Source organism: Shewanella colwelliana, from assembly GCF_001735525.1.
In the GTDB taxonomy this organism is placed as follows: Bacteria; Pseudomonadota; Gammaproteobacteria; order Enterobacterales; family Shewanellaceae; genus Shewanella; species Shewanella colwelliana.
Map to the genome: position 1 here is coordinate 151,879 of NZ_MCBT01000024.1, position 23,730 is coordinate 175,608.

Genomic DNA, 23,730 nt, shown 5'->3' on the forward strand with positions numbered 1-23,730 from the left:
GCCATTGCTGAGAGAGCCGATAACCGAGTTGGCTTAAGTTTTTCATGGTGAACTCCTTTAATCACAATGCTTAACAGTGTTATTACTTACTTGTAGGTATGTAAGTTTCATGCCACATTTTCTGCGTTTCTATCTTTCTGAAAAATAACAATTTTAATTTTAACGCTTGATGTTTTGGGAACGGAAATAGTGCTAATGTTCACCAAAATGAAGCGGCTTGCATTGAGATAGTGCAGTCTTGTTGCGGTGGATTGTCACGGTGAATCGTCAGTGCAGAGTTAAGATGGCAGAACCGACACAAGGAGAGTACGGGTGAGCCGCGCTGGGTTGTGGATATGATTGTGTTTGGTGGCTTTGGCACTCGCGCGATTGAGTTAGCTGCATTGAGAGAGTTGTTGTGGCCGCCAAAAACAGTAGCCATGTTTACCGCTGCGTTTAACTTGATACATGGCGATATCGGCCCGCTCACAGCAGGTGGTGAAGTTATGGGCAGCATCAAAGCAGTAGATTCCGATACTCAGTCCTATCTTTAACCTATTGCCATCAATGGCAATTGAGTCTTGATAGGTGCTAAGCAGTGATTGTGCAATTGCTTCAATCTGTGCCTGGTCGCGACTAGGATGCAAAATGACAAATTCATCGCCCCCTAAACGGGCGATGTCGGCATCTGTGCCAGCACAGTGTTTTAAGGTGTTGGCCACGTGAATGAGTAACAGATCGCCAACCTTATGACCGTAGCGGTCGTTAAGTTGTTTAAACCCATCGAGATCAATAAAAAACAGCGCGCCGTTGTGCTTACTGGCTTGGTGCGTTTCAAAGGCTTGGCTGATTGCTTGACGGTTCATTAAGTTCGTCAGCGGGTCAGTCATTGCCAGTTGTGACAACTCAAGCTCGTAGCGTTTTTCTTGGGTGATATCGATATGAGTTCCCATCATGCGTAATGGTTGGCCATTGGCGTCGCGCTCGACGATTCGGCCTCGGTCTGATACCCAAGTGACTGAGCCGTCTTTATGGATCATTCGGTGCACAGCTTGATAGTAGTCACTGTGGCCAGCGACATGGTCTTCAAACGCCTTAATCACCCAAGCTTTGTCTTCTGGGTGCAGGTTCTGTTTCCAGCTGTCCACATGGGCGGCTAGCTCCTCACGACTAAAGCCTAACAGTTCACCCCATTTCATGTTAAAAATCGTTAAGTTACCGCTGGGGATATGCTGCTCCCATAGGCATAAGCCATTGCCATCTAGTGCGGCAAACAGCTTCTCTTCGGCGCGGGCATTGAGTAATTCCAGCTTAGCATTTTCGCGTTTAAGCGCTGCAAGTTCTGCTTGTAATTGCGCGATGGTAACGCTTGGGTCTGTTGGCATGATTTATTACCTGCCAAGTCCAGCTATGGGAGGGGGAACTTGTATGGGGTCATTCATCGACAGCACTATCCCTGTTGTTTGCGCTTTTTAGGTAAGGTTTAGTTAACCACTAATGAAAAAGCGTATCAAGCCGTTAGAGGGTGATATGCGTGGCGTACTGGCAACAATGGTGTTTTACAGATAATAAATAGCGATAATATCATCAACAAAAAGCGTGTATATATTTTTAGTCACTGCAGGGAGTCGGTTTTGCCGCTTAATTTGTATATTGATACTGTCAGTGATTGGGTATAAAAAAAGAAGCCGATTAACGGCTTCTTTCTAGGTGAGAGAGAGGGGAGAAACTAGAGTACGGGCAGGTAAGTTAATACTCGCTCATCGCGCTCAATAATCGGATCGACAACCAATTGCTGGAACGTTTCACCGTCGCGGTTCATGACATGTGCCATCAACGCTGGCGAGCTCGCTTTCAAGGCGTTTAGTGCCTTGATCTGATCAATAAGCATGTTGGCCAAGACGTTCTCAGTTGTTGCGGCGTAGTTTTTACCGCGTAGCGCGATGGTTTGCTGCGTATCAATGGCGTCGCTTGAGAGGTGGATCCCGACATATTCACGCCATACTCTGGCTTTTTCTTCGCCGCGATAATCGCTATCCACTGAGGCCAGTACCACCTGTTTTAGCATCATCTGTAGCAGGTTACTCTTGCCTTTCATGTCGTAGCTGGCTTGAGGGAAGCCAAAGTAACGTCCTAGGGATGTCGCGTAGCTTGGCAGCGCTTCGATCTGTTGGTCGGCGTAGTCTACATCGTTAACATAGTACTTAGGATCGACCGCCTGACATTCATCCTTCAATACAGGGTTTGTGAGGTAGCCATTGATTTTACTGACTGTATTCCCCATGGTCATTTGACATAACATCCCTTGCAACTGCTTTTTGACCTCAGGCGCATCAGCCAGAGCATAGTAAGTGCGACCCGTTGTGCTGCGTGGTGATTTACGCGTGAGTAGCTGACGCATCGCTAACAGCTTATCTGGCCACATACCTAATACATCGCGCTCATTGACGTATGGATGGTTAGGGCTAGACGCCGGAGCTTTAATACCGTTTAGCAGATGGCCATTGTTAACGCTGACGTCGGCATAGACCAGATCTTGATAGGCTTCGACAATATCGGCTTTCAGCAATAGCTCTTTGAGTTTATCGCTGTCTTGATGGTAATCGGTGATGATTTTACCCAACTCGAAACCTTCATCTAGCTTGCCCGCATTGAGACGATAAATCCGTGTGAGGATATCTTCTAACGAGTGAACTTTAGTTAAAGCACGGCTGTCATCGCTGTTCATTCTGTAGGTGACATGCAAGTAGACATCGTTGAGACCTGCTGCGGTGAGGAAGGTGTCAGATGCCTTATCTACTGCGCGCTGTGAGGCGCAGAACCAATAGTTTTCATGGCCTGGGCAGAACTCGGCTAACTCATTTTGGCTGAATGAGAATAGCTCTTCAACGGTGGCGGTATCTTCGACAAATTGACGGATGTCGTGGAAACCACGGAGACGATTGATGGTATAAGGCAGGATATTATCTTCGAATAACGTCTGACGGTTATGACGCACGTTCATGGTGTCATAGCTGTCATGGTAGCTGTCGATATAATATTGCACGATATCATCGTTATTGGTGCCTGCATCGAAGCGGTTACAGTTGCTGTTAAGCGTGACATGGCCGTCGGTACAGAATGCAAAGTAACGAAGATCGTTTTCTGCGGCGATATTATGCAAGGCGCCATATTGGGTGTCACCCGTGATATTGCCTTCGCTAAGCTCTTGGCGACGTTTAGCGTCTTCGGCGCTTAATGACACTAAGCTGCCATCTTGAGTTTCAACCTGACGGCCGTAACCAAAACGCAGTGCGGCGAGATCATACTTTTGGAAAGTGGTCGCAAACCTGTCGGCGTTATAATCCATTTGGCTAGAGAAGTCTGCTTTAACCGATAGGTTAGGGTAGCCTGCTTCGGTTAAGGCCTCGCTGAACTTAGTGATCTCTTGTTCGTTAAAGAAGTTTGCCTGATCGCGGCTACCCGCAAAGTTGTGTCTTAGCCCTAATGTATGACCTAGCTCATGGGTAAGGGTGCCAGCAAAGGCTTGTGCGGCAAGTTTGGTCACTAGGTTAGTTTGGAAGCCTGTTGGCATGCTTTCGATATCTTTAAGCTTACCGCCCACCACGCCGTCGACCCAGAAATTACTGTCTTTCCAATCAATCTCGTAGCCTTTAATACCACGAGGTAACTCGCGTAATGCCCCGCCCGTTAAACCAAAGGCTTTATCGACACTCATTAGGTTATGCTCAGCCCAAAATGCTTCGGTTTTGCTCTGCTGCGCGACTAACTCCTCAAAAGGGGCATTATCGACATCGGTAGTCGACAGATCTGGGATGACGGTTTGTGCCAAGGCTTGGTTTCTTGGCTGATTAACCATAGCATCGTCACTGTCACCATTTTGTGCAGCAATCAACTTGTTGGCCGCCACTGCATTGGCACGATTAACCGCTTCCTCAGAGGGCGTGTAATCAACGCCAGTGAGGGCTTTGACTGAATGAGCATCTAACATGCCACGGTTGTAGTCGAGCTGCACGCGGCGATAGTAACGTGTTGAGCCTTGCTCAAGGTTTGCACTGTATTGGTCTACACGGCCACTGACTATCTCACCGGTGAACGGGTTGGCCGCAGAGGGGCCATAGCCGGCAAGGCCATTGTCGAGCGGTTCGTCGAACAGGGTGATGTTGCTGTAACGCAGATCACCATGGCGGTGCGTGCCAGCTTGTGCCAGCTTAAGCTCAGGTAAGCCAGTTTTGAACACTTTATTTTGAACATTGATCGCGGTGATACTTTGTGTGGCCGCGGTTAAGAATGGCTTATTCTTGGGCTCATAGAAGTTGTTGCTTAGGTAATAGGTGATTGACTCCTTCTTAGGGTTAAAATGGTTGAGGTACTGACGTACGTATCCATCTTTGCCCGCAGCATGGTTGCCATCTCGGTATTGATGTTGGGTTCTGAAAAAGCCAAAAGTGCCATTTTCATCTTCGCTATAGGGGACGGCTTCAAAGTCACTGCTTGCCAACTTGTCGAGTGCCACAACAGAGATATATTCGGTGGTGGTGAAAGAGAGGTTGTCAAAGTTACCTTTGAAAAACTTACCGAAACAGGCGGGGTTAGCTTGATAGGTGTGTTCAATCTCAAAGTTAAGCACGCCATTGGCTAAGTCCATTTGGTAGCCTTTCCAGTCACCATCTTGTACCAAGTGTGCAGACTCGGTTTCTGTGGTGCACTGTTTAAAGGTCACGAGATCGGTATAGTTTTCTTCGGCTATCTGTGCCGCTTCAAACTTAGGAATAAAGAACTTCTTTTTATCCCAAGTAATGTTGCGATCGTTTACTTCCTCTTCTTTGTTGGTACAGTCGCCCCAATTGTCCTCTTGGCATTGGAAGTCAATGTAGTTACCAGGAATGGTGAGCACGGGGGCCTTGTTGTACTCGTTGTCGTAACGAGAGTCATGGCCTAGACCAATGTTATCACGGTCTATCTGTCTAAGCTGAATGCCATTTTCTGTCATTCTAAGTGTAACCAGCTTCTCCTCGCCTTGAGAAAAACCATGAATAGGCGCTGAGTAGCGCGGCGCTTCACCTAGGCTACGAGTGTACAGAAACAGGCGTTCGGGTTGCTGGGTTGCTAGCTCTGACAGGGTGGAGGCTGAGGTGAGCTTATCTGTGCCCGCGTCAACATTGGTGGTGGCATCTTTAAAGTCTTGTACGGCGATCATTCGCTCATCTTTTTTGACTTCTTGATACGGCTCGTCTGTGCCACAGGCACTTAATCCTATCGCGCTTAAAATGGCGATAGCGACACTGCTCTTATACATAAAAACCTCCTCTTTGCTTAAATTTATAAGTATTTTGTGATTGATAGATAAAACACCGAACTGCGCTCGTCATAGACTTCAAAACCATGAGAGGCACCGCGATCAGGGTCATAGAGATAGCCGCTGTTATTGTGTCCAATTGCTGCAACCCAACTGGAAGCAAACGCCCAGCCTATCTCTTCGCTAAGGGTAAAGCGGTTGTCGTAGCGGTTGGTGTTAAAGGCTTTAGCCATGGCATAAGAGCCATTGATATCGAGGTACCAGTTATCGATAAACTGCCAGGTCATATCGGCGAGAAGATCGATACGATATTCTACGAAATGCTCGCCATGACGGCCTGATTCATATTGGTAGGCGTTGTACTTTACGCGTGGCGAAACATAGAAGTTCCAATCCTCACTAGGACGATAAAACAGGTAGCCGGCCAATCTCGGCGCGGCCCTAAGTTTGTTCTCTTGACTGGTGTGGCTGGTGGGGAGGTATACCCCAGCACTGCCGATGTAGCTCCAGTCGCTCCCCAGTTGGCCGGTTGGCGTGCGGTATTCTAAAAAAGTATCGTAGAAGTAAGATTCATTATGATGTGTTTCTACCTCCCCTCCAGATGACAGGCGAAGGCTCCCCCAAGTATCACGATAGGCAATACGGCCATTGCCGCTCAGAGCTTGATAGGAGCTAGGGGCCGACTGTTCAAAGGTATTACTGGCCGCAGATGCACTGATATAACCAGACCAATGTGAGGTATTGTTGTCGATTGCTGCAGCAACATTTTCATTATCGGCCGCAGCTGAGTTTGATAACAACGCCGCAAATAATAAGCCTGTAGATATCACTTTTCGGCGTGTACTATTATCAACGCAGCCGTAGACACTCAGACAGCTTGAGTTTTTATAAGTCATGTAAATAACCTAATTTAGATAAGTTTTTAGAAACTGACCAATAGACCTGAGTAATGGTATATTCGGTTGGCTTAGTCGTGTTTGAAAGTTATTAACGGCAAACGCGGTTAATAATCTGGGGTAGATAAATTAAGACGGAGTGCCTTTGATAGGTTTAATCCAACTTATTAGAAGTGATGTGAAATCTAGTATGTTTTTCGGGGTTTTATACTTTTGCGATTTATATGAAGGTAAGCCCGCACAAAGGAATAATAGAAAAAATAGAGTTGAAGTTAACGTTAATGAACTGAAGTTGATATCTTCCACTTCAGCGGGAATAACATTTAGGTGCTGTTTACCGTATTGTTCAATGTAATCCCAGTACAATGAATGTGTTACAGTTTCTTTTTTTTTCGCGGCAGTGGTTTGTTGTGAAGGCGTTGAACCATGGGAAAATTGATGGCCTATTTCAGAGCTGTTTACTAAAAAGCAGGCACTCATATGTGTCAGTAGTATGATACCAACAAATAAAATGAAGCTTGATAGCGTGGCAGAACTTTTTTTTAACATACACTCATCTAAATGAATTTCACGTTTAATATGTATGATACAAATCGATACATTTGTTTTTAAGGCGAAAGTCCACTGTATGAAATACACAATTTTTATTCAACGCTAAAATAACATTCGCATCAATAGTGAGCGCTTTATCACATCTAAATTATGAATTTAGCCATGAATGTAAAATAAATTAACTTCGCGTTATCCTTGTGGTTACCTTGATGGTCATCGTTATTTACATTAATCACTTGTATTAGAAAAAGTTTATTATTGTGCTGGCTAATTATTTCGTGTTCCTGCTACTTTTTATTTTACCCAGATAACAAGGGAGGCACAGCTATCACTTCTTCGCTACGGTTAATCACAGAGTTTGATGGTTGAAGACACGATGTCGAAGACTCTTTCACCATGATCGATTAAAGTGATATCAACATCTATCTTTAGGACTAGGCTATGTGGAAAGTTAATCTGTTCCAGAATAGGCCACATAAAAGAGGTTATCTACGATGATTCGTTTGTTAATGCTTGCTGCTGTCATCATAAGTATCGTTATTCTGGCGAGTACTTATCGAGTTGGTGACACCGAGGGTGAGAGGCAAAATGTTGCACCAACTGATGACAAGATGCCTCTTTTCGCAATCAGTGCCAATGAGCTCGCCACTCAGCCTGATTCCAATCAAACGCAGGCCAGTTTTAAAGCGGTATCATTGCAGCGTCCAACTAAGCCTGCAAAAGATGTGGTGATTAATTCACTCGATGATCTCAGCGCGCTGTTTGATCAACTTAACTACAACACAGAAAGTTGGCAAGCGGGTAATCGAGAAGTGCCTAGGTTAACCTTTGAGTCGGTGGGCGAGCGCTGGCAGCAGACCTCTAGCCAGTTACCTGTACAGTTAAAAAAAATGGTGTTTTTCCGCCTGATGGCACCTTTAATTTTGGTGGCTAATGAAAATATTTTACTCGAACGTCAGATAATAGAAACGGCACCCATTGATGATACCCAACTACGTGCTTTGGCGGTTAAATATCGAGTGCTTAGCGCAAATGACAATGACAAACCACTGAGTGAGGCACAGCGGCAAACCTTACTTGAAGGGGTGGATATTATGCCACCATCACTGGTGCTTGCGCAGGCAGCGGAAGAGAGTGGTTGGGCTACATCGCGCTTTACGGTTGAAGGTAATGCCTTTTTTGGCCAATGGGACTTTAGCGGTAATGGCATGATCCCGAAACAGCAGCGTAAGGAGCTGGGCAATTACGGTTTAGCACGTTTTGATACGCCGCTGGCTTCGGTCGAAGGCTATTTACGTAATCTCAATACCAATAATGCTTACCAAAAGCTGCGTACGTTGCGCGCGCAACTCAGAGCTGAAAATAAACCGATCACTGGTTTAGAGCTGGCGGGAACCTTGGACAAATATTCAGAGCGCGGTCAAGCGTATATCGATGGGATCCGTGGCATTATCACCTTCAATAAGTTGCAGCAGGTTGATGAGGCTTACCTCAGCGATAACGCGCCGCTGCATTTAATCTCTGGTAAATAATGCCTCCGCCACAGTAACCTCTTGGATGAGGTCACTGTGGTTGAATGGTAAGTATCACACGCCAGTCATCTGCCCGGTATAAAGGATAAAGTTACGTAATAGGAATACGCCAATAAGGCTAAAGCTGGCAGTTACCGCTACGTAGGTAAACTTGCGATCGGCGGAGACTTTCATCCACAAATTAAAGGCTAATGGCAAGGTTAAGCCGATACCGATAACGCCGCCCCAAAATATCCAGCCCCAAAACCCATAGCCCAGCGCATTGAGTGCGGCGACTTGGCTTTGGCCACCTGATAAAATTAGCCCTGCAAAGAAGGTGAAAAGTAGGCCTATCTCCACCAAGATCATAGGGATCTCAATACCGTGGATAAAGCGCACTTCAATCCCATTAGGGTTACCTCGAAGTAGCACGCCACCCAGCAAGGTTGCTGCCGCACCGGAGGAGAGTCCGGAGATTAAAAATAACAGCGGCAGTACTGGGTTGTTAAGCAGTGGGAAACCGATCAGTGCTGATAACAGAAAACCTGTGTATGCGCCTAATGAGATAGAGAGGATCACTAAGATACCTGTGATGGCCGCCTCCTGTCTGACTAGCATCTGGATAAAGCGTGTGCTTAAACGACCTATTGCGCCAAAACGACCGTCTAGCAGACGCGTTAAGCCTTGATGGAAGATGCAGCCAATCCAAGCAAACAGTGCCACTTGATAGGCCATTAGCACCAATACGCCCATCGACATCACTGAAGTGGTGTTGTAAAACACCAGTATCTTCCAGAAGTCCAATGGCTTGGTCAGATCGATAACCAAGATCCCTAGGCCGCCAAATACTGCTAGTGGCGCGATGATTGCCGCCGCCTGCACAAACGGGGAGTGATAGGCTTCACTGGCTAACTTAAAATGTTTAAGCATGATGGCAAAAAATACCGCACCGGCAGATAACCCTGCCAAGAACAGATAGATAGCGATCGGCCAATGCCATACCAGGCCTTCAAAATGAAAAGCACTCATAGCATTACCTCCCCATCGATGGTTTGAATATGGAACAACTTTGGCCGGGTACCAAGATCCACTTTGGCGCGATACGTTGGCTTGGTTTTAAGTAACTTAACTAACGCTGAGTCAGGATCTTTTAAATTGCCAAAGGTCAGCGCTTGAGTTGGACACGCCAGGACGCAAGCAGGTTGCAAGCCTTTCGATAACTGGGTTTGCTGACAAAAATCGCACTTATCGGCAGTGCGCGTCTCGGGGTTAATAAACCGCACCTGATAAGGGCAGGCAGCAATACAGTATTGGCAGCCTACGCAGCGGTCGCTATTGACGGCAACGATACCAGTGTCTTTGTCTATATAGGCCGCACCTGTTGGACAAACACGTACGCATGGCGCGGCTTCACAGTGCTGGCAAGACACACGATTAAACCGATAGCTCTGGTTAGGGTAGTTCCCAAATGGACCTGTGCGCTCAATTTTGACTCGCGTCACACCGTCAGGCACATGATTGGTTTCACGGCATGCTTCAACGCAGGCGTTACAGCCGATACAGGCATTTTCGTCATGTACCATGGCATATTTAACCTCTGTTTGTGACGCATCTGTATTGGCATTTTCAGCCAAGGGAGATTTAGTCACCGTATAAACAGAGATCCCTGCGATCAACGCACCGCAGCCTTTAAGAAATTGTCGTTTTGATGTTTCCATCACAAGCCTCCTAGTGTTTGACCTGATGGCAGGTGACACATAACTGGCTATGCTGTTTGCTGTCTAATGACAACATTGGGTCGTATTCTGGATGTAGCTGGTGACATAGGGTGCAGCTTACGCGTGTCGCATGCACATTATGTGTCCACTCGGTGTTGGCCAGCGTTTGAGGATCATGGCAGCTTAGGCAGACCGCCACTTGCTGAGTCACAGACATTGGACTGTTAGCGCCAAAGCGATTAATACTTGAGCCTTTTTTCGGATGACTGCCTTTGTCACCATGGCAATCTTGGCACTCAATGGCTAAGGCAGTACTTGCGTGTACCCCATGCAGTTGGCCATTGCGCTTATGGCATTTAAGGCACGTACGGGTATCGTTCACGGTCTGGGCGGCCAAGGTGATGGTCGGCAAGGTGCAGAAGATTGATGCCGTGATAAGGGTAGTAAGCACAATTGAGAGGCTGCGGCTAATCTGACACATACCGACTCCTTACACCTTAAGGTGAACATGATTTCGGTGTTTAATGAGAGCGCCAAGTTGTCTATTTGACGCTCGGTTGGGCTGTGAACACTTGGATAAAGTGTGCTTGGATTGGGGTTGTTCGAATGCGTTTAGCCATTAGGCGGCGAGTGCAGTTCGTAACAAGGCTTCATCGCAATGCTTATCTTTATCTAGCTTAATGAATTGCACACCTATGTAATCTAAACATTTTTCGACAAATTTCATCTGTTCTGGTGAGCTCGTATCAGGGTTGCTAACCACTAATTTGACCGCAGAAGACTCGTTGTCAACGACCACATAGTCTAGGTGGCAATGCTCCATAAAATCTTGAACCTCTTCATGGTTTTTTACTGAGTCATCAATATCAACCACATTAACCAAAGACGCTCCGTACAGCACATCGTAGCGATTGCTCGCGATAGATTTTAAGCTTTTTAGAAAATGCATAGATTCTTTGTCGAGCAGGTGAGGTTTGATACTAACAGCAGCATCGACCATCTGAACCTCGCTTGATCTGAAGAACTTGATGCACGTCATTACGAAGGTCACGATGACGAGAGGAACAATTATGAATAAAACAAAATACATAAATGCATAACTTAAAATAACTGTAGCGGTGGCGTTCATGATAAACCTCCAAAAGTACTTCTGTTTATAAACTCTCCATTTAATTATTACTTTATGCGGAATATTTACAACAATTATCGAAATCAGTTTATTAAAATTTAGTGGCAGATCTGATAATTGATTTTAACTATTTCGAATTGTAGAAAATCGATATTTGGATATCCAGTTTATGATTTGTGTATATCTGGTATTTGTTTGTTTTTAATTTTAAACTTTTTTTAAATTAGTTTCTTACCGCTTTGTTGTAAAATGTTGAAATTTAAAAGTATGATCGAGATCTGATTTTTATATCTATACATTTAATAAATAATAATATGGTAATTATGGCTGGGTTAACTATAATTCAAAATGGTATATTTGATGTCGGTAGAGGTATTTTACAATGAAAAATATAACTCTAGATAGTTTGGATATGCTTAGTGCTAATATATTGGTTAATTTGTATGAAAAACATTCTGCTTCATCAGTTGCTAGCGACATGAATATTCCAGCTCCTAAGGTGAGTCGCTGCCTACAGCATGCGCGGGCCATTTTTAATAATCCGCTGTTTATTCGAAAAAAGCATGGTCTTGAGCCTAATGAATTCACCCGCCAGCTTTACCCCATCGTTAAGGAGTTAGTACAGTGCGCTGAACACCTGTATCAATTAAACCAGCTGAATCCATTGGCGTTAGAATCGGCGATGGTGATCTACGTCAGCGATCTGTTGATCCCGCATTTGCCGCAGCAATTAAGTGCGGCCATTAATGAGGCACATCTGCCCATTAGTTACGAGCTCCGCAGTGGCTCAGATGATCTTTTACAAGATACAGCAAACGGCCTTATTGATGTGGCGATTCTCTGTGAGTCTGACGCAGTCCCATTGCAAGCTGATCCGCGTTTTGAAGTGATACCGCTTAAGACGCTAGAACATCTCTATCTGTTGTGCGGACTAAACCATCCTATCCTGCAGCAGGAGATCAGCTTAACCAATATCGCTACTTACCCCTATTTAAGCGCTTTTAGCCTACTAAATAAGAGCGCTCCAGACCCTTTCCAGGCTTTTTGCCGGCAGCAAAAGATCTTTTGCCATCAGGCACCTAGCGATAACATCCAAACCGCGCTGGGCTTTCATGATCTCTATCGTTATTTGTCAGACAATCAGACACTGAGCCTACTGCCCTACAATAAGGTTTATGAACAGAGCCATCTTTTACCCGGTTTACACGTGTGCTGCCTGTCTGCTATCGACACTGAGCTGCTGTACCAAGCACAGCCATATCCGAAGTTGTATTTGATTAGCGCCAAGCATCATCCGAGTCCACATATTGAATGGCTCAAAGAGCTGGTCACAGGGATAATCAACCAATATGTGCACTAAGTTAACAGCGCCCTTATGGATGCCGAGAATGGCGAAGGCCTATTGTGAGGGATTGCAGCATTTTAGTGAAGAAGGCTCGGGTGTACTAGCGTCCTTACACATAGTTATCTGATGGTGGGTTAAATTACGATGCCGCGCCGCTTCATCATAATGGGCCTGCATCTCATCGAGTTTCTCTGTGAGCAGTGTCTTTAAGCAGTTGGCTAGTTGATCTTTAATTCCCTTATGGCAATTTAAATAGTAGCTGTCGCAAACAAGTTCGTTGGTGTCACGCCATAGTGATGACACGTCGATAAATGACACATCGTCACGGCTTTCAAAGTAATACATAGACATTGCCGAAGAGAGTAGCGCAACATCATCGCCATGACTCACATGGTCAATTAACATGCGTAGGCTTGGACTTTTAAGTGCGATGCAGATATCGAGCTCATGTTCTCTTGCATAGCGCTCTATCGGGTGGGGTTGATCATGTAGATTAGCATTGACTAGGGCAACGTGATAGTCAAACAGATCGATTAAAGGTTGATTGGAATTCAAAATGGGGTGCCCGTTTTTGGCCACAATAAAGAAGTGAATAATGTCGCCGAGTTTGTAGTTATTAACCATAGAATGATTAATAGGTTCAGTGGAGACACAGCAATCGATTTTCCCCTGACACAAGCGCTGACTAATATTGTCTGACCAAGGTTGAATATTGATACTAACGCCGCCTTCTAAACAATGACAGCTAGTATGTACGTAGTTCATCACCATTAGTGACCACTGCTCAAAGGTTGCCACACTTAACTGAAAAGGTTGTACGCCTTTGTCTATGGTGGTGGCGACTATTTTGTCGTACTGCTGCAAAATGGTTTGCACCATAGGGGTGATCTTAATGGCGATTTGATTGGGTTCGAAGCCATATTGCTGACGCACAAACAGCTCATCTTCTAATACTTCACGTAGGCAGGTTAGGCTACGACTGACTTTAGATTGGGTGGTGTGCAATCGCTCAGCTACGGCGCTGCCATTTTTTAGCTCAACCAAGCCGATAAACACTTGTAGTGTAAAGTAATCTAGGCGGCTCACTTTTTTCAGCATAGCGATATCCTTGTGCAATGACTGCGCCTTAGTTGGCTATTATTACAGGTATAAATTATAGATCTTCTGTTTAAAAATTAGTCAAAGGTAACTTCCTCTTTTAGCATGTTCGAGTTTAAAAAACTGCGCATTGGATCACACATAATGTCGGGTTTGTTAGGGGAGTGTTACCGTGGATGAGTTGCTATTGAGGTATTTGTCATAGATGGCTTGATAGCGGCCAGAGCTGATGAGGAGAGCAAGGCCTTGATTGAAGTCATCCCTGATGGCCGCATCATTGAAGATGGGGCGGTAGTCGAGTGGATCAACGTCTGTAAATTTATGTTCTTGAATGGGTTGAGTGACAAAATTTTTGCGTGATTGCAGTAATTGGCTGAAATATTTGAAAATACTTCGGTCACTTAACACCAGATCATAGCGACCTTTATTTAAGGTCAGCACCTGCAGTAACTGGTTGTTCTGTTCAAAGTAGCGCCCCGACTGCTTCACTGGGGTTAACCATTCGGGATAACGTTTCACGGCGCCCACAAATGAGATCACGCTCAAGCCGTTGAGGTCTTCCGGTTTATTGATCTGAATATCACGCGCTTTCAAAGAGATAAATACGTTGTGATAGATCACTGCAGGATCACCATAAAATCCGCCAAATGGCGTCAAGTCCTCCCCCAGATCTGTCATCGCGGCATCGACCGTTTTATTCTTAAACTCCACCGGAATACGTGCGAACGGGAAATAGAGTGGCACTAACGCATGTCCTTTAAACGCTAAGGCCTCCCGGATGATATCAACTTCAATGCCAGAATCAGTTTCTGGAAAACAAAATGGCGCTATCTTTTCACCAAATGCCATCTCGACAGTAGCAGCGACGGATGTGGCAAAAGGGCAAAGGCTAATGAAAAACAAAAGCGTTAGGGTAAACAGTATTTTCACTCAGCCTCCACATAAGAATACAAATCAATACAATTGCCTACCTTACGAGATTGGTTTCATTGTTAACAGGCTAAAAAGTGCCTTGGATTAGATGGACCTTAATTACTATAGGTAAGAAATAGACCAAGGTAAATGACACCAAGTGAGTAGTTTGCCAGGAGTGACCTAGGGTTGTTTAAACCAAGTGTGGAAAATTCTCTTATGTCATACAGCAGCAAACTGGCGATAGCCACGAAATAGTTATTTAAACCATTGTTAACTGACAATGGCATTTCAAATCGATAGAATACCAACAGATTATTCCTCATCTAGAGCCAACCCCATGCATGTACATATTCTTGGCATCTGCGGCACCTTTATGGGTGGCCTTGCACTGCTTGCCAGAGCCAATGGTCACAAGGTTACCGGCAGCGATGCCAATGTCTACCCGCCCATGAGCACGCAGCTCGAAGAGCAAGGTATTGAACTTATTCAAGGCTTCGACCCCAGTCAGCTTGGTCAGAACGAAGATGATGCCCCTGATCTGGTGGTGATAGGCAATGCGATGAGTCGCGGCAACCCTTGTGTCGAGGCGGTATTAAACCGTGGGCTTAAATATACCTCAGGGCCGCAGTTTTTGGCGGAACATATTTTGCCAGAACGCTGGGTGTTAGCGGTATCGGGGACTCACGGGAAAACGTCGACTTCGAGTATGTTAGCGTGGATTCTACAAGATTGCGGCTATGAGCCGGGCTTCTTGATTGGTGGCGTGCCGCAGAACTTTGGAGTGTCGGCGCGGCTCGGAGGCTCGCCGTTCTTTGTGGTAGAAGCCGACGAATATGACAGCGCATTTTTCGATAAGCGCTCTAAGTTTGTCCATTACCAGCCACGCACCTTAGTGATAAACAATCTTGAGTTTGATCACGCCGATATCTTTGATGACCTAAAAGCTATTCAGCGTCAGTTTAACCACGTAATACGCACAGTACCGGGCCAAGGCAAGATTGTTTGGCCTGTAGGCAGTCAAGCGGTGCGAGATGTCATAAGCATGGGCTGTTGGAGTGAGCAGGAAACCTATAGTACTCATCAAGCTGAAGCGGGCTGGTATACCCAGGTACTGAGCAACGATGGCCACAGGTTTGAGTTGTTTTTTGATGGTGAATCACAAGGTATCTTAGACTGGCAGTTGATTGGCCAGCACAATGTGGAAAATGCCACCATGGCGATTGCTGCGGCGCGTCATGTAGGGGTGAAACCTCAGGCAGCGATTGAGGCATTAGTGAAGTTTGCGCCGCCCAAGCGTCGAATGGAGTTGATTGGTTCGGTCAATGGCGTCGAGGTGTATGACGATTTTGCTCATCATCCAACAGCGATTGCCACTACTTTGCAAGGTTGCCGCGCTAAAGTGGGCGAGGGGCGTATTTTAGTGGTGCTTGAGCCACGTTCAAACACCATGAAACGCGGCGTACATAAAGAGACTTTAGCGGCTTCGATGTCTCTAGCCGATGCAGCGTTTTTATATCAAGCCGATAATATCGACTGGGATGTAGAGGCAGCGATGGCGAAGGTTAGCCTGCCGATATCTGTGCTATACCAGATAGATGATGTGGTCGACGCTGTGGCTGCTGAAGTTAAACCAGGTGACACTGTTATTGTCATGAGCAACGGTGGCTTTGGCGGTATCCATGGCAAGCTTTTACAAAGGCTTGAAGGCGTTTCCACTTTCTAGCTTTAATTAAAGAGATTTATATGAATTATCCAAGAAAGGCCAAGGCTATTAGCTTGGCGTGGACCGGGGCCTCTGGGGCACCTTACGGGCTGAAGCTACTTGAGTGTTTGCTGGTGGCCGATTATCAAGTGTTCTTGATGATCTCTAGCGCCGCGCGGGTGGTGTTGGCCACTGAGCATGGCCTACAACTGAGCGCTAATGGCGACAAGGCGAAAGCGCAGTTACTGGAGCTGTTTGCACAGCAAGGCAGTGATATCAGCGGTGAGTTATATGTGCTGGGTAAAGAGGAGTGGTTCTCACCGCCAGCATCGGGTTCTGCTGCGCCTAAGCAGATGGTGATTTGTCCATGCAGTACAGGTACCTTGGCGGCCGTTGCCACAGGGATGAGTAACAGTTTACTGGAGCGCGCTGCCGATGTGGTGATAAAAGAGCGTGGCCAATTAATTCTGGTACCACGAGAAACACCCTTTAGCAGCATACACTTAGAGCATATGTTGTCACTGTCTAAGCTGGGGGCGACCATTATGCCTGCGGCACCGGGGTTTTATCATGATCCCAAATCGGTTGAAGATCTGGTAGACTTCATGGTCGCGCGGATTTTAGATCATCTGGGCGTCGACCACGCGTTAACCAAGCGTTGGGGCTATGATAAGCACAGTGCCAGCAATAGCGACAATTAAGACAATTTTGAGAATAGTATGAAACACACCATCGAAGTGATGATCTCGGCTGAAGAGATTGAGCAACAACTAGACATTCTTGCAGAGAAGATCAACGCCCATTATGCCAATAGCGAGCGCCTGTTAATGGTTGGCTTACTCAAAGGCTCAGTGGTCTTTATGGCCGATTTGTGTCGTCGTATTAAGGGCCATGTAGAGATCGATTTTATGTCGGTATCTAGCTATGGCAATGCTATGAGTAGCTCTCGGGATGTGAAAATCCTAAAAGATGTCCAGTCTGATATCGAAGGTCGCGATGTGTTAATCGTTGAAGATCTTATCGATTCGGGAAATACCTTAAATAAGGTGCGCGACATGTTGCTACTGCGTGAACCCAAGAGCCTAGCGTTATGTACACTGCTTGATAAGCCTGAGCGTCGTGAAGTGGATGTACCGGTTGATTTTATCGGTTTCACCATTCCTGATGAATTTATCGTAGGTTATGGGATCGACTACGCAGAGCAGTATCGTAACTTGCCTTATATTGCCAAAGTGGTGCCCTTGGATTAATGGCGAATGCCGTTAAGATTATAAACTCCTGCCATGTGCGGGAGTTTTTGTTTGTTTTTGATATTAAAGTGGATGTATTGCATGGCGAACAGTAATTATGCGCTCGAAATTGACCAACTAAAGAAAACGTATAAAGGCGGTGTCGAGGCTGTAAAAGGAATTAGTCTTAACGTTGAGGCGGGGGACTTCTTTGCGTTACTGGGACCTAATGGCGCGGGAAAGTCGACCACGATTGGTGTCATCTGCTCCTTGGTACAAAAGAGTGCCGGCAGGGTTAAAGTATTTGAACATGACATCGATACCCATTTAGAGCTGGCAAAAATGTCTATTGGCCTAGTGCCGCAAGAGTTTAATTTTAATCAGTTTGAAACCGTTCAACAGATTGTGGTGAATCAGGCCGGCTATTTTGGCGTATCCCGTGATGTGGCCCTTGAGCGTGCGCAGAAGTACTTGAGTCAGCTAGATCTGTGGGAGAAGCGAGATAGCCCTGCTCGTGCGCTATCTGGTGGCATGAAACGCCGTTTGATGATCGCCCGAGCCTTGATGCATGAGCCAAAGTTATTGATTCTCGATGAGCCAACCGCTGGCGTCGATATTGAACTGAGGCGTTCAATGTGGACCTTTTTGACTGAGCTCAACAAGCAAGGGGTGACGATTATCTTAACCACCCACTATCTGGAAGAGGCTGAGATGTTGTGCCGCAATATCGGCATCATCGACAAAGGGGTGTTGGTGGAGTGTACTAGCATGAAATCTTTATTGAGCCGACTCAATATGGAAACCTTTATTTTGGATCTACGTGGTGATCTCGACGCCGTGCCAGTGCTCAGCGATATTCAGTGCCGCCTGAGTGATGCTCACACCTTAGAAGTGGATGTGGCTAAAAGCCAGAGTATTAATAGTGTGTTTGCCCAACTCAGTAAACAGGGGATTGAGGTGTTATCGATGCGCAACAAGGCAAACCGTTTAGAGGAGTTATTTGTGGAGTTGGTGGAACAAGGTAAGGGAGCGCAACGATGAGCAATGCCAGTGTCAATATGAAGCATGTTTACTTTACAGCGTTTAAGAGCATCTTGATAAAAGAGATCACCCGTTTTACCCGCATCTGGGTACAGACTCTAGTGCCGCCAGCGATTTCGATGACGCTCTATTTTCTGATTTTTGGTAACTTGGTCGGTAAACGGATTGGTGAAATGGGCGGAGTTTCCTACATGGAATTTATCGCGCCAGGCCTGATTATGATGTCGGTGATCACTGCATCCTATTCTAATGTGGCATCATCCTTTTTTAGCGCTAAATTTCAGCGTAATCTCGAAGAGTTGATTGTTGCGCCTGTGCCTCACTATGTGATGATAGCTGGCTATGTGGGCGGCGGTGTGGCGCGCGGTTTATGTGTCGGCACTATCGTTACCTTAGTGGCAATGTTCTTTGTCGATATTAGCTTGCATCATGCGGGATTAGTGGCCATCACTGTGCTATTGACCGCTATTTTGTTTGCCCTTGGCGGATTGATTAATGCGGTATTTGCTAAGAGCTACGATGATATCAGTATCGTGCCGACCTTCGTGTTGACGCCGCTGACCTATCTTGGTGGGGTTTTTTATTCGCTGAGTTTATTGCCTGAGTTTTGGCAAGGCGTGTCGCAGCTCAATCCTGTGGTTTATATGATTAACGTGTTCCGTTATGGCTTCTTAGGTTATGCCGATATCAGCATCGCTTTGTCGTTTGCCATTATGCTAGGCTTTTGCAGCGCGTTATGGGCGATAGCGTATTATTTGATTAGCCGTGGAATAGGGTTAAGAAGTTAATTACTTTAGTCCCTATATCAATAGTCCCTATGGCCTAAGGTAATAGGGACTAGTTTTCTTCTAAGTAGCGCATCATTTCAAATACCTGCTCTATGGTGTTGGCGCCCATTTTGGCGGTGCAACAGTGACCATTGAGGCTAGCGTGGGTACGTACCCAGTCCAGCAACTGCGCTAATGACACGGGCTCATTCGCTAGCATAAACTCGCCACCATCTGCCGTTGCGCGCCAGTGGTAGCTTAGCCCTTGGCTATCGATAATCATCATCTCGTCACTTGGATTAATTTCCAGCTCTGCCAGCCACAGCTGTAGGTTGGCTAATAGCAAAAGGTGGTCATCATGGGGATGTTTTACCAGCAGCGGCCACGCGATCATTTGATTGAGGCTTGTTGGCTATGGGGGCGTTTTTTAAGCCACGGAAAGCGTGTATCACACTCGATTGTTTGATATTGCTCTTTTTTGTCTATGTAGTGATGGCTGAGGCCAAAAGCGTAGCCCTTTAAGTAAACCAGCAGATAGAAGGCACTTTGGTCGCCACTATCAAACGGTGTGAGCTGCTGATTAAGATTAAAATTAAGCTTCATATTATCAATCTTATAACCCATATCCATGGCCAGTTTGGCGCAAATTAGCGGATCGATAACTTCCTTTTGCTGTAATAATTGGCTGGCATTGTTCACAAACCCAGACATATCCATCCCACCGCGACTGGCGATGATCTTTTGCAGTACTAGGTAGCTCAGCAGTGTGCCGAGCAACAGGCCGATAATAAAGAGGGTGATGTAGGTGAGTTTACGCATGGGGTTGGCCTAGACCGAGTTACGGGTTTTTCGTCTTGTAGGTTTCGGACTCATCTGCCGACTCCGCTTCAATCTTACTTTGGTGTTGCTTAAGCAGATCGATTGAGTGCTGGTTTAGCTGCTGAAGCTCATCAAAGTATTGATTCATCTCAGTCACTTGTTTCACAAACTCAGGATCATTCTCATCTTGTTTTTGCCAATAGCGTTTGCGATCGAGCTTTTGTTGCTCACTGGCGCGCAGGATATCATAGTAGCTATTTTCTTGATTAAGACGGTAAATCTCACTGCCAATTAGTTGCAGTAGCTTCTCTTTAGATATGGTGCGTTTGTTAAGCAGGGCTTGTAGCGGATCGTCAGGCGCTTTACGCTTGTCACTGTCGGTTTCAGTGGTGATCCCGAGCTGATATTTTATCTCATGCTGGCGAAAGTCTTTCGGGCAAGCGGTCTGGCTAAACACGATTTTATCGTCTTTGATGCATTTATAGATACTGTTTGCCTGAGCAAGGCCTGAAAGCATCATCGTCGCTATGACAAGTAGCAGTTTTCCCATCTGGCGATATATCCTCTATCTGCCTCGGTTGATTTATTGATAGCCGTTGACGCCATCATTGATAGACTTACGAGGAAGCTATTCAGCTTCGCTGTACATCCTTTTCTCTCGCAATACTGCTCTACTATGGCGCATGTTACTCATTAACACCAGTTTTTTACTTGTTAAAATTACCTATTTATCTTGTTAATTGATGCGAGATACAGTGTCATTGATGCCCTGTGCGCAACGGAAAATAGGAGGCGAGCCCTTATAATAAAAAACCGCGATATGAAACCAGTCATATCGCGGAGTTTGCTTGGGTGGGGTTATCTAAAACCTAAATCATCTTGAGTCGCTGTTATTAACGGCTGCACTCTTCTAACAAATATGCCAAATGACGATAAGAGATGCCACTGTGATGTGACAGACCGACTTCGCACATACGGTTGGCGTAGTAGCCCTCTTTGATATCAACAGGGATCAGCTTTTTGATGTTGCGCAGTGCACTGGCATTTATCTCAGGCTTATATAAACCTTTCTCACCAGCATAACCACAACACTCGATACCTTCAGGTAACTTTACGCCAGCGCTGCAGGCATCGGCCAAAGCTTGCATCTTAGGCTCAAGCTTCATCTTACGAGCGCTACAACCAAAATGCAGCGCAATGTTGACCTTCTTTGTAAATGTCAGCTTAGGTAAGATCTTGTCGTGCATAAACTCAACCAGATCGGTGATCTCAACCTTTGGATTACCAGTGAGCGTGCGGTAGGTACAAGAGAGTGCATCGACCACGACAGGTACTTTACCGTTATCACTGAGGGTGCTTAAGGCATCGATTAACTCGTCGCGCTTAGCGTCGGCATTTTTAAAGTCGCCTTTCGACTCCCACATCTGGCCGCAGCACAGATGACGAGTATTGTCGGGGGTGACGACGTTGTAACCTGCGCGCTCTAGCAGGGTAACCACAACATCAGGTAACGTGCGGTTATCTGGGTCTAACGGGGTTGGACCAAAGGTACGTCCGCCACAAGCTGGGAAGTAGACGATGGTCTCTTTATCTGGTGACGCAGGAGATGGCGTAGGCAGGTTAGCGCCTTTAGCAAAGTCAGGATTCCAGTAAGGTACTTCCTTAGACACCATACGGCCAACTTTCATGAGTCCATCGGTGACGCTGTCACCCGTGACTTTATGAATGATGTTAAGCACATTAAAACCTGTGCTTATTACTTGGTTGACCGCGCCAAAATGTTTGGCTTGGAAATCCAGTACTTTCTGTTCAGTCGTAGTGATATAAGGCGTACGCAACTTACGCACCAAGTTACCCATGCTGTTGTCTACGGGACAGGCAATGGTACACAGCTGACAAGCAGCGCAGGTATCAACCACATCGTACTTGGCGGCTGCGCGCATCTCTTCTGCTGCTTGCTTGTCGCCAGATTGTTCGAGACGAGCAATTTCACGCAAGGTGGCAATACGCTGACGCGGCGTGAAGTTAAGTGCAGAGGTTGGACAGGTTTTTTCGCAAAAACCACACTCAATACACTTATCGACAAAGTCATCAACCACAGGACATGGCTTGATATTCTTCACATGCACATTGGCATCATCGTTTAAGATCACGCCTGGATTGAGTAGACCTTGTGGGTCAAAAATCTGCTTAATGCGCTTCATTAATGTGTAGGCATCAGCACCCCATTCCATCTCAACAAATGGCGCTACCGCACGGCCAGTACCGTGTTCAGCTTTCATTGAGCCGTCATACTTGTCTATCACCATTTCGGCCACGTCTTGCATAAAGGCATGGAAACGGTCGATATCGCCTTGCGAGGCAAAGGTTGGTGTGATGATAAAGTGGAAGTTCCCCGCTAGCGCATGGCCGTAGATCACGCCTTCTGGGTAACCGTGCTTATGGAACAGTGCGGTGAGATCGCTGGCGGCGTTAGCTAAATGCTCTAGCTCAAAGGCCACATCTTCGATGATAACTGAGGTGCCTTTTGGACGCTCACCCCCGATGATGGGGAATAAGCCTGAGCGCATTGCCCAATATTTGCCATAGACTTCTGGGTCGTTACTGAAGCTGATAGGGCGTTCAGTTTCGATATGTGCAAGCTTGGCGATGACATCTTTAGTGTAGCGAGCCAGCGTCTCTTCATCGTTGGCACGTGATTCGATCAACAGAATGGCAGCCCCTTCAGGCAGTTCACTTAACCAATCTGGCATCCCTTTCTTGCCGGTGACAGACTTAATTGATGCCCAGTCTAGCAGTTCAGCGGCAGCAACACTGTCGCTTTTAATCGGAGGGATCGCACGTGCTGCATCTTCCATATTGAAAAATACGGCCATGGCAGAGGCCTTAAACTTAGCTTCATCGACGGTGTGGTAGGTTACCTCTTCGACGAAGGCTAATGTCCCTTCTGCACCTACAATCAGGTGGTTGATCAGATCGAACGGATCGGTGAAATCTACCAACGAATTGATACTGTAGCCAGTGGTATTCTTGATGGAGTACTTCTTACGAATGCGGTTGGCTAACACTTCGTTGCCACGGGTTAGTGCAGCAAGTTCGGTCAGCTCGTCTAATAATGCTTTATGGGAACTGGCAAAAGCAGCTCTAGACTGCGGACAGCCTGTGTCTAGCTCGGTACCATCGGCAAACAGCAGTTTGGCTGAGTCGATGGTTTGGTAACTGTTTTGCGCCGTACCACAACACATACCAGAAGCATTGTTTGATACGATGCCGCCCACCATGGCTGATGCCAAGGTGGCTGGATCGGGGCCAATCTTCTTATTGAGTGGCTTGAGTGCCATGTTGGCATCTGCGCCAATCACTGCCGAGCCTAGAGAAATCTTTTGGCTGTCTTCGCTGATCTTGATATCTCTAAAGCCATCGTGACCCAAAATAAGCAAGATGCCTTCGCCAATCGCTTGGCCTGAAAGGCTGGTGCCAGCGGCGCGAAATGTCACTGGCGCTTGATGCTGACGAGCGACCTCTAAGGTCTGTTTAGCTTGGGTAAGGGTTTCAGCATGAACCACCACTTCCGGTACAATACGGAAATAGCTAGCATCGGTAGACCAAGCAAAACGGCGTACAGGATCATCGGTAACGGCGTCAGTGCCAAGGATTGCACGTAGGTCTGTAATGACCGTGGAATAGTTAATCGACATAACATTACTCTTCTATTTAACCAAGGATAAGG

The 23,730-nt window shown here is 46.3% G+C and carries 21 protein-coding genes; 7 read left to right on the plus strand and 14 right to left on the minus strand.

The annotated features are described in order from the left end of the window. Positions 1-374: 374 nt before the first annotated feature. The 4 genes from BEL05_RS09315 to BEL05_RS09330 form a co-directional block, all read right to left on the minus strand. Positions 375-1,364, minus strand: coding sequence for a sensor domain-containing diguanylate cyclase (locus BEL05_RS09315; RefSeq protein WP_069671003.1), 990 nt, complete (start codon positions 1,362-1,364; stop codon positions 375-377). Between the two features lie 344 nt (positions 1,365-1,708). Further along, the gene (locus tag BEL05_RS09320; protein ID WP_069671004.1) at positions 1,709-5,278 is read right to left on the minus strand and encodes a zinc-dependent metalloprotease; all 3,570 of its coding nucleotides are present in this window, start codon (positions 5,276-5,278) and stop codon (positions 1,709-1,711) included. Between the two features lie 23 nt (positions 5,279-5,301). Beyond that, a complete protein-coding gene (locus tag BEL05_RS09325; protein ID WP_069671005.1) occupies positions 5,302-6,174 on the minus strand; it encodes a hypothetical protein in 873 nt (290 codons plus the stop codon). Between the two features lie 129 nt (positions 6,175-6,303). Then, positions 6,304-6,723, minus strand: a complete 420-nt coding sequence (locus BEL05_RS09330; protein WP_069671006.1) for a hypothetical protein — start codon at positions 6,721-6,723, stop codon at positions 6,304-6,306. 497 nt (positions 6,724-7,220) lie between these two features. Here BEL05_RS09330 and BEL05_RS09335 point away from each other — a divergent pair, with 497 nt between their 5' ends. Then, the gene (locus BEL05_RS09335) at positions 7,221-8,258 is read left to right on the plus strand and encodes a glucosaminidase domain-containing protein (protein ID WP_069671007.1); all 1,038 of its coding nucleotides are present in this window, start codon (positions 7,221-7,223) and stop codon (positions 8,256-8,258) included. 54 nt (positions 8,259-8,312) lie between these two features. Here the strand turns inward: BEL05_RS09335 and nrfD are convergent, their stop codons facing one another. The 4 genes from nrfD to BEL05_RS09355 all read right to left on the minus strand — a co-directional run bounded on the left by nrfD (position 8,313) and on the right by BEL05_RS09355 (position 10,955). Beyond that, positions 8,313-9,266 (minus strand): cytochrome c nitrite reductase subunit NrfD, encoded by a 954-nt coding sequence (gene nrfD, locus BEL05_RS09340; protein WP_028763746.1) that lies wholly within the window; start codon positions 9,264-9,266, stop codon positions 8,313-8,315. After that, positions 9,263-9,955: a 4Fe-4S dicluster domain-containing protein gene (locus tag BEL05_RS09345; RefSeq protein ID WP_028763747.1), complete on the minus strand. Its 693-nt coding sequence runs from the start codon at positions 9,953-9,955 to the stop codon at positions 9,263-9,265. Before BEL05_RS09345 ends, nrfD begins: the two co-directional genes overlap by 4 nt. 10 nt (positions 9,956-9,965) lie before the next feature. Then, positions 9,966-10,436 carry a cytochrome c3 family protein gene (locus BEL05_RS09350; protein WP_069671008.1) on the minus strand — a complete coding sequence of 157 codons (471 nt, stop codon included), beginning with the start codon at positions 10,434-10,436 and terminating at the stop codon, positions 9,966-9,968. Between the two features lie 138 nt (positions 10,437-10,574). Beyond that, positions 10,575-10,955 carry a DUF2726 domain-containing protein gene (locus BEL05_RS09355; RefSeq protein WP_245686969.1) on the minus strand — a complete coding sequence of 127 codons (381 nt, stop codon included), beginning with the start codon at positions 10,953-10,955 and terminating at the stop codon, positions 10,575-10,577. 511 nt (positions 10,956-11,466) lie between these two features. On the opposite strand from BEL05_RS09355, the gene BEL05_RS09360 reads away from it, so the two are divergent. Next, complete coding sequence (locus BEL05_RS09360) at positions 11,467-12,444, plus strand: LysR family transcriptional regulator (RefSeq protein ID WP_069671009.1); 978 nt, start codon at positions 11,467-11,469, stop codon at positions 12,442-12,444. 39 nt (positions 12,445-12,483) lie between these two features. On the opposite strand, the gene BEL05_RS09365 is transcribed toward BEL05_RS09360, so the two are convergent. Continuing rightward, positions 12,484-13,527 (minus strand): LysR family transcriptional regulator, encoded by a 1,044-nt coding sequence (locus BEL05_RS09365; protein ID WP_069671010.1) that lies wholly within the window; start codon positions 13,525-13,527, stop codon positions 12,484-12,486. A gap of 156 nt (positions 13,528-13,683) precedes the next feature. Further along, positions 13,684-14,457 carry a substrate-binding periplasmic protein gene (locus tag BEL05_RS09370; protein WP_245686970.1) on the minus strand — a complete coding sequence of 258 codons (774 nt, stop codon included), beginning with the start codon at positions 14,455-14,457 and terminating at the stop codon, positions 13,684-13,686. Between the two features lie 322 nt (positions 14,458-14,779). Between BEL05_RS09370 and mpl the strand changes: the two genes are divergently transcribed. From mpl to BEL05_RS09395, 5 genes are all read left to right on the plus strand, one after another. Then, on the plus strand, positions 14,780-16,165 hold the full coding sequence (mpl, locus tag BEL05_RS09375; protein ID WP_028763753.1) for a UDP-N-acetylmuramate:L-alanyl-gamma-D-glutamyl-meso-diaminopimelate ligase: 1,386 nt from the start codon (positions 14,780-14,782) through the stop codon (positions 16,163-16,165). A 20-nt stretch (positions 16,166-16,185) separates the two neighbouring features. Then, complete coding sequence (locus BEL05_RS09380) at positions 16,186-16,845, plus strand: flavin prenyltransferase UbiX (protein WP_028763754.1); 660 nt, start codon at positions 16,186-16,188, stop codon at positions 16,843-16,845. Positions 16,846-16,863: 18 nt separating this feature from the next. Further along, on the plus strand, positions 16,864-17,394 hold the full coding sequence (gene hpt / locus BEL05_RS09385) for a hypoxanthine phosphoribosyltransferase (protein ID WP_028763755.1): 531 nt from the start codon (positions 16,864-16,866) through the stop codon (positions 17,392-17,394). 81 nt (positions 17,395-17,475) lie between these two features. Next, entirely contained in the window at positions 17,476-18,414 is a 939-nt protein-coding gene (locus tag BEL05_RS09390) for an ABC transporter ATP-binding protein (protein ID WP_069671011.1), read from the plus strand. Between the two features lie 17 nt (positions 18,415-18,431). Next, positions 18,432-19,202: an ABC transporter permease gene (locus tag BEL05_RS09395; RefSeq protein WP_028763757.1), complete on the plus strand. Its 771-nt coding sequence runs from the start codon at positions 18,432-18,434 to the stop codon at positions 19,200-19,202. Positions 19,203-19,251: 49 nt separating this feature from the next. On the opposite strand, the gene BEL05_RS09400 is transcribed toward BEL05_RS09395, so the two are convergent. The 4 genes from BEL05_RS09400 to BEL05_RS09415 form a co-directional block, all read right to left on the minus strand. Beyond that, positions 19,252-19,575, minus strand: a complete 324-nt coding sequence (locus BEL05_RS09400) for a DUF4144 family protein (RefSeq protein WP_051413075.1) — start codon at positions 19,573-19,575, stop codon at positions 19,252-19,254. Beyond that, entirely contained in the window at positions 19,572-20,000 is a 429-nt protein-coding gene (locus tag BEL05_RS09405) for a hypothetical protein (RefSeq protein WP_069671012.1), read from the minus strand. The genes BEL05_RS09400 and BEL05_RS09405 overlap by 4 nt, the downstream gene beginning before the upstream one ends. A gap of 19 nt (positions 20,001-20,019) precedes the next feature. Then, on the minus strand, positions 20,020-20,550 hold the full coding sequence (locus BEL05_RS09410) for a hypothetical protein (RefSeq protein ID WP_069671013.1): 531 nt from the start codon (positions 20,548-20,550) through the stop codon (positions 20,020-20,022). 343 nt (positions 20,551-20,893) lie between these two features. Then, positions 20,894-23,698 (minus strand): FAD-binding and (Fe-S)-binding domain-containing protein, encoded by a 2,805-nt coding sequence (locus tag BEL05_RS09415; protein ID WP_069671014.1) that lies wholly within the window; start codon positions 23,696-23,698, stop codon positions 20,894-20,896. Positions 23,699-23,730 lie beyond the last annotated feature (32 nt).

Coding starts and splice junctions, on each gene's coding strand:
- BEL05_RS09315 (WP_069671003.1), bottom strand. CDS start 1,364: ATGCCAACAGACCCAAGCGTTACCATCGCGCAATTACAAGCAGAACTT.
- BEL05_RS09320 (WP_069671004.1), bottom strand. CDS start 5,278: ATGTATAAGAGCAGTGTCGCTATCGCCATTTTAAGCGCGATAGGATTA.
- BEL05_RS09325 (WP_069671005.1), bottom strand. CDS start 6,174: ATGACTTATAAAAACTCAAGCTGTCTGAGTGTCTACGGCTGCGTTGAT.
- BEL05_RS09330 (WP_069671006.1), bottom strand. CDS start 6,723: ATGTTAAAAAAAAGTTCTGCCACGCTATCAAGCTTCATTTTATTTGTT.
- BEL05_RS09335 (WP_069671007.1), top strand. CDS start 7,221: ATGATTCGTTTGTTAATGCTTGCTGCTGTCATCATAAGTATCGTTATT.
- nrfD (WP_028763746.1), bottom strand. CDS start 9,266: ATGAGTGCTTTTCATTTTGAAGGCCTGGTATGGCATTGGCCGATCGCT.
- BEL05_RS09345 (WP_028763747.1), bottom strand. CDS start 9,955: ATGGAAACATCAAAACGACAATTTCTTAAAGGCTGCGGTGCGTTGATC.
- BEL05_RS09350 (WP_069671008.1), bottom strand. CDS start 10,436: ATGTGTCAGATTAGCCGCAGCCTCTCAATTGTGCTTACTACCCTTATC.
- BEL05_RS09355 (WP_245686969.1), bottom strand. CDS start 10,955: ATGGTCGATGCTGCTGTTAGTATCAAACCTCACCTGCTCGACAAAGAA.
- BEL05_RS09360 (WP_069671009.1), top strand. CDS start 11,467: ATGAAAAATATAACTCTAGATAGTTTGGATATGCTTAGTGCTAATATA.
- BEL05_RS09365 (WP_069671010.1), bottom strand. CDS start 13,527: ATGCTGAAAAAAGTGAGCCGCCTAGATTACTTTACACTACAAGTGTTT.
- mpl (WP_028763753.1), top strand. CDS start 14,780: ATGCATGTACATATTCTTGGCATCTGCGGCACCTTTATGGGTGGCCTT.
- BEL05_RS09380 (WP_028763754.1), top strand. CDS start 16,186: ATGAATTATCCAAGAAAGGCCAAGGCTATTAGCTTGGCGTGGACCGGG.
- hpt (WP_028763755.1), top strand. CDS start 16,864: ATGAAACACACCATCGAAGTGATGATCTCGGCTGAAGAGATTGAGCAA.
- BEL05_RS09390 (WP_069671011.1), top strand. CDS start 17,476: ATGGCGAACAGTAATTATGCGCTCGAAATTGACCAACTAAAGAAAACG.
- BEL05_RS09395 (WP_028763757.1), top strand. CDS start 18,432: ATGAAGCATGTTTACTTTACAGCGTTTAAGAGCATCTTGATAAAAGAG.
- BEL05_RS09400 (WP_051413075.1), bottom strand. CDS start 19,575: ATGATCGCGTGGCCGCTGCTGGTAAAACATCCCCATGATGACCACCTT.
- BEL05_RS09405 (WP_069671012.1), bottom strand. CDS start 20,000: ATGCGTAAACTCACCTACATCACCCTCTTTATTATCGGCCTGTTGCTC.
- BEL05_RS09410 (WP_069671013.1), bottom strand. CDS start 20,550: ATGGGAAAACTGCTACTTGTCATAGCGACGATGATGCTTTCAGGCCTT.
- BEL05_RS09415 (WP_069671014.1), bottom strand. CDS start 23,698: ATGTCGATTAACTATTCCACGGTCATTACAGACCTACGTGCAATCCTT.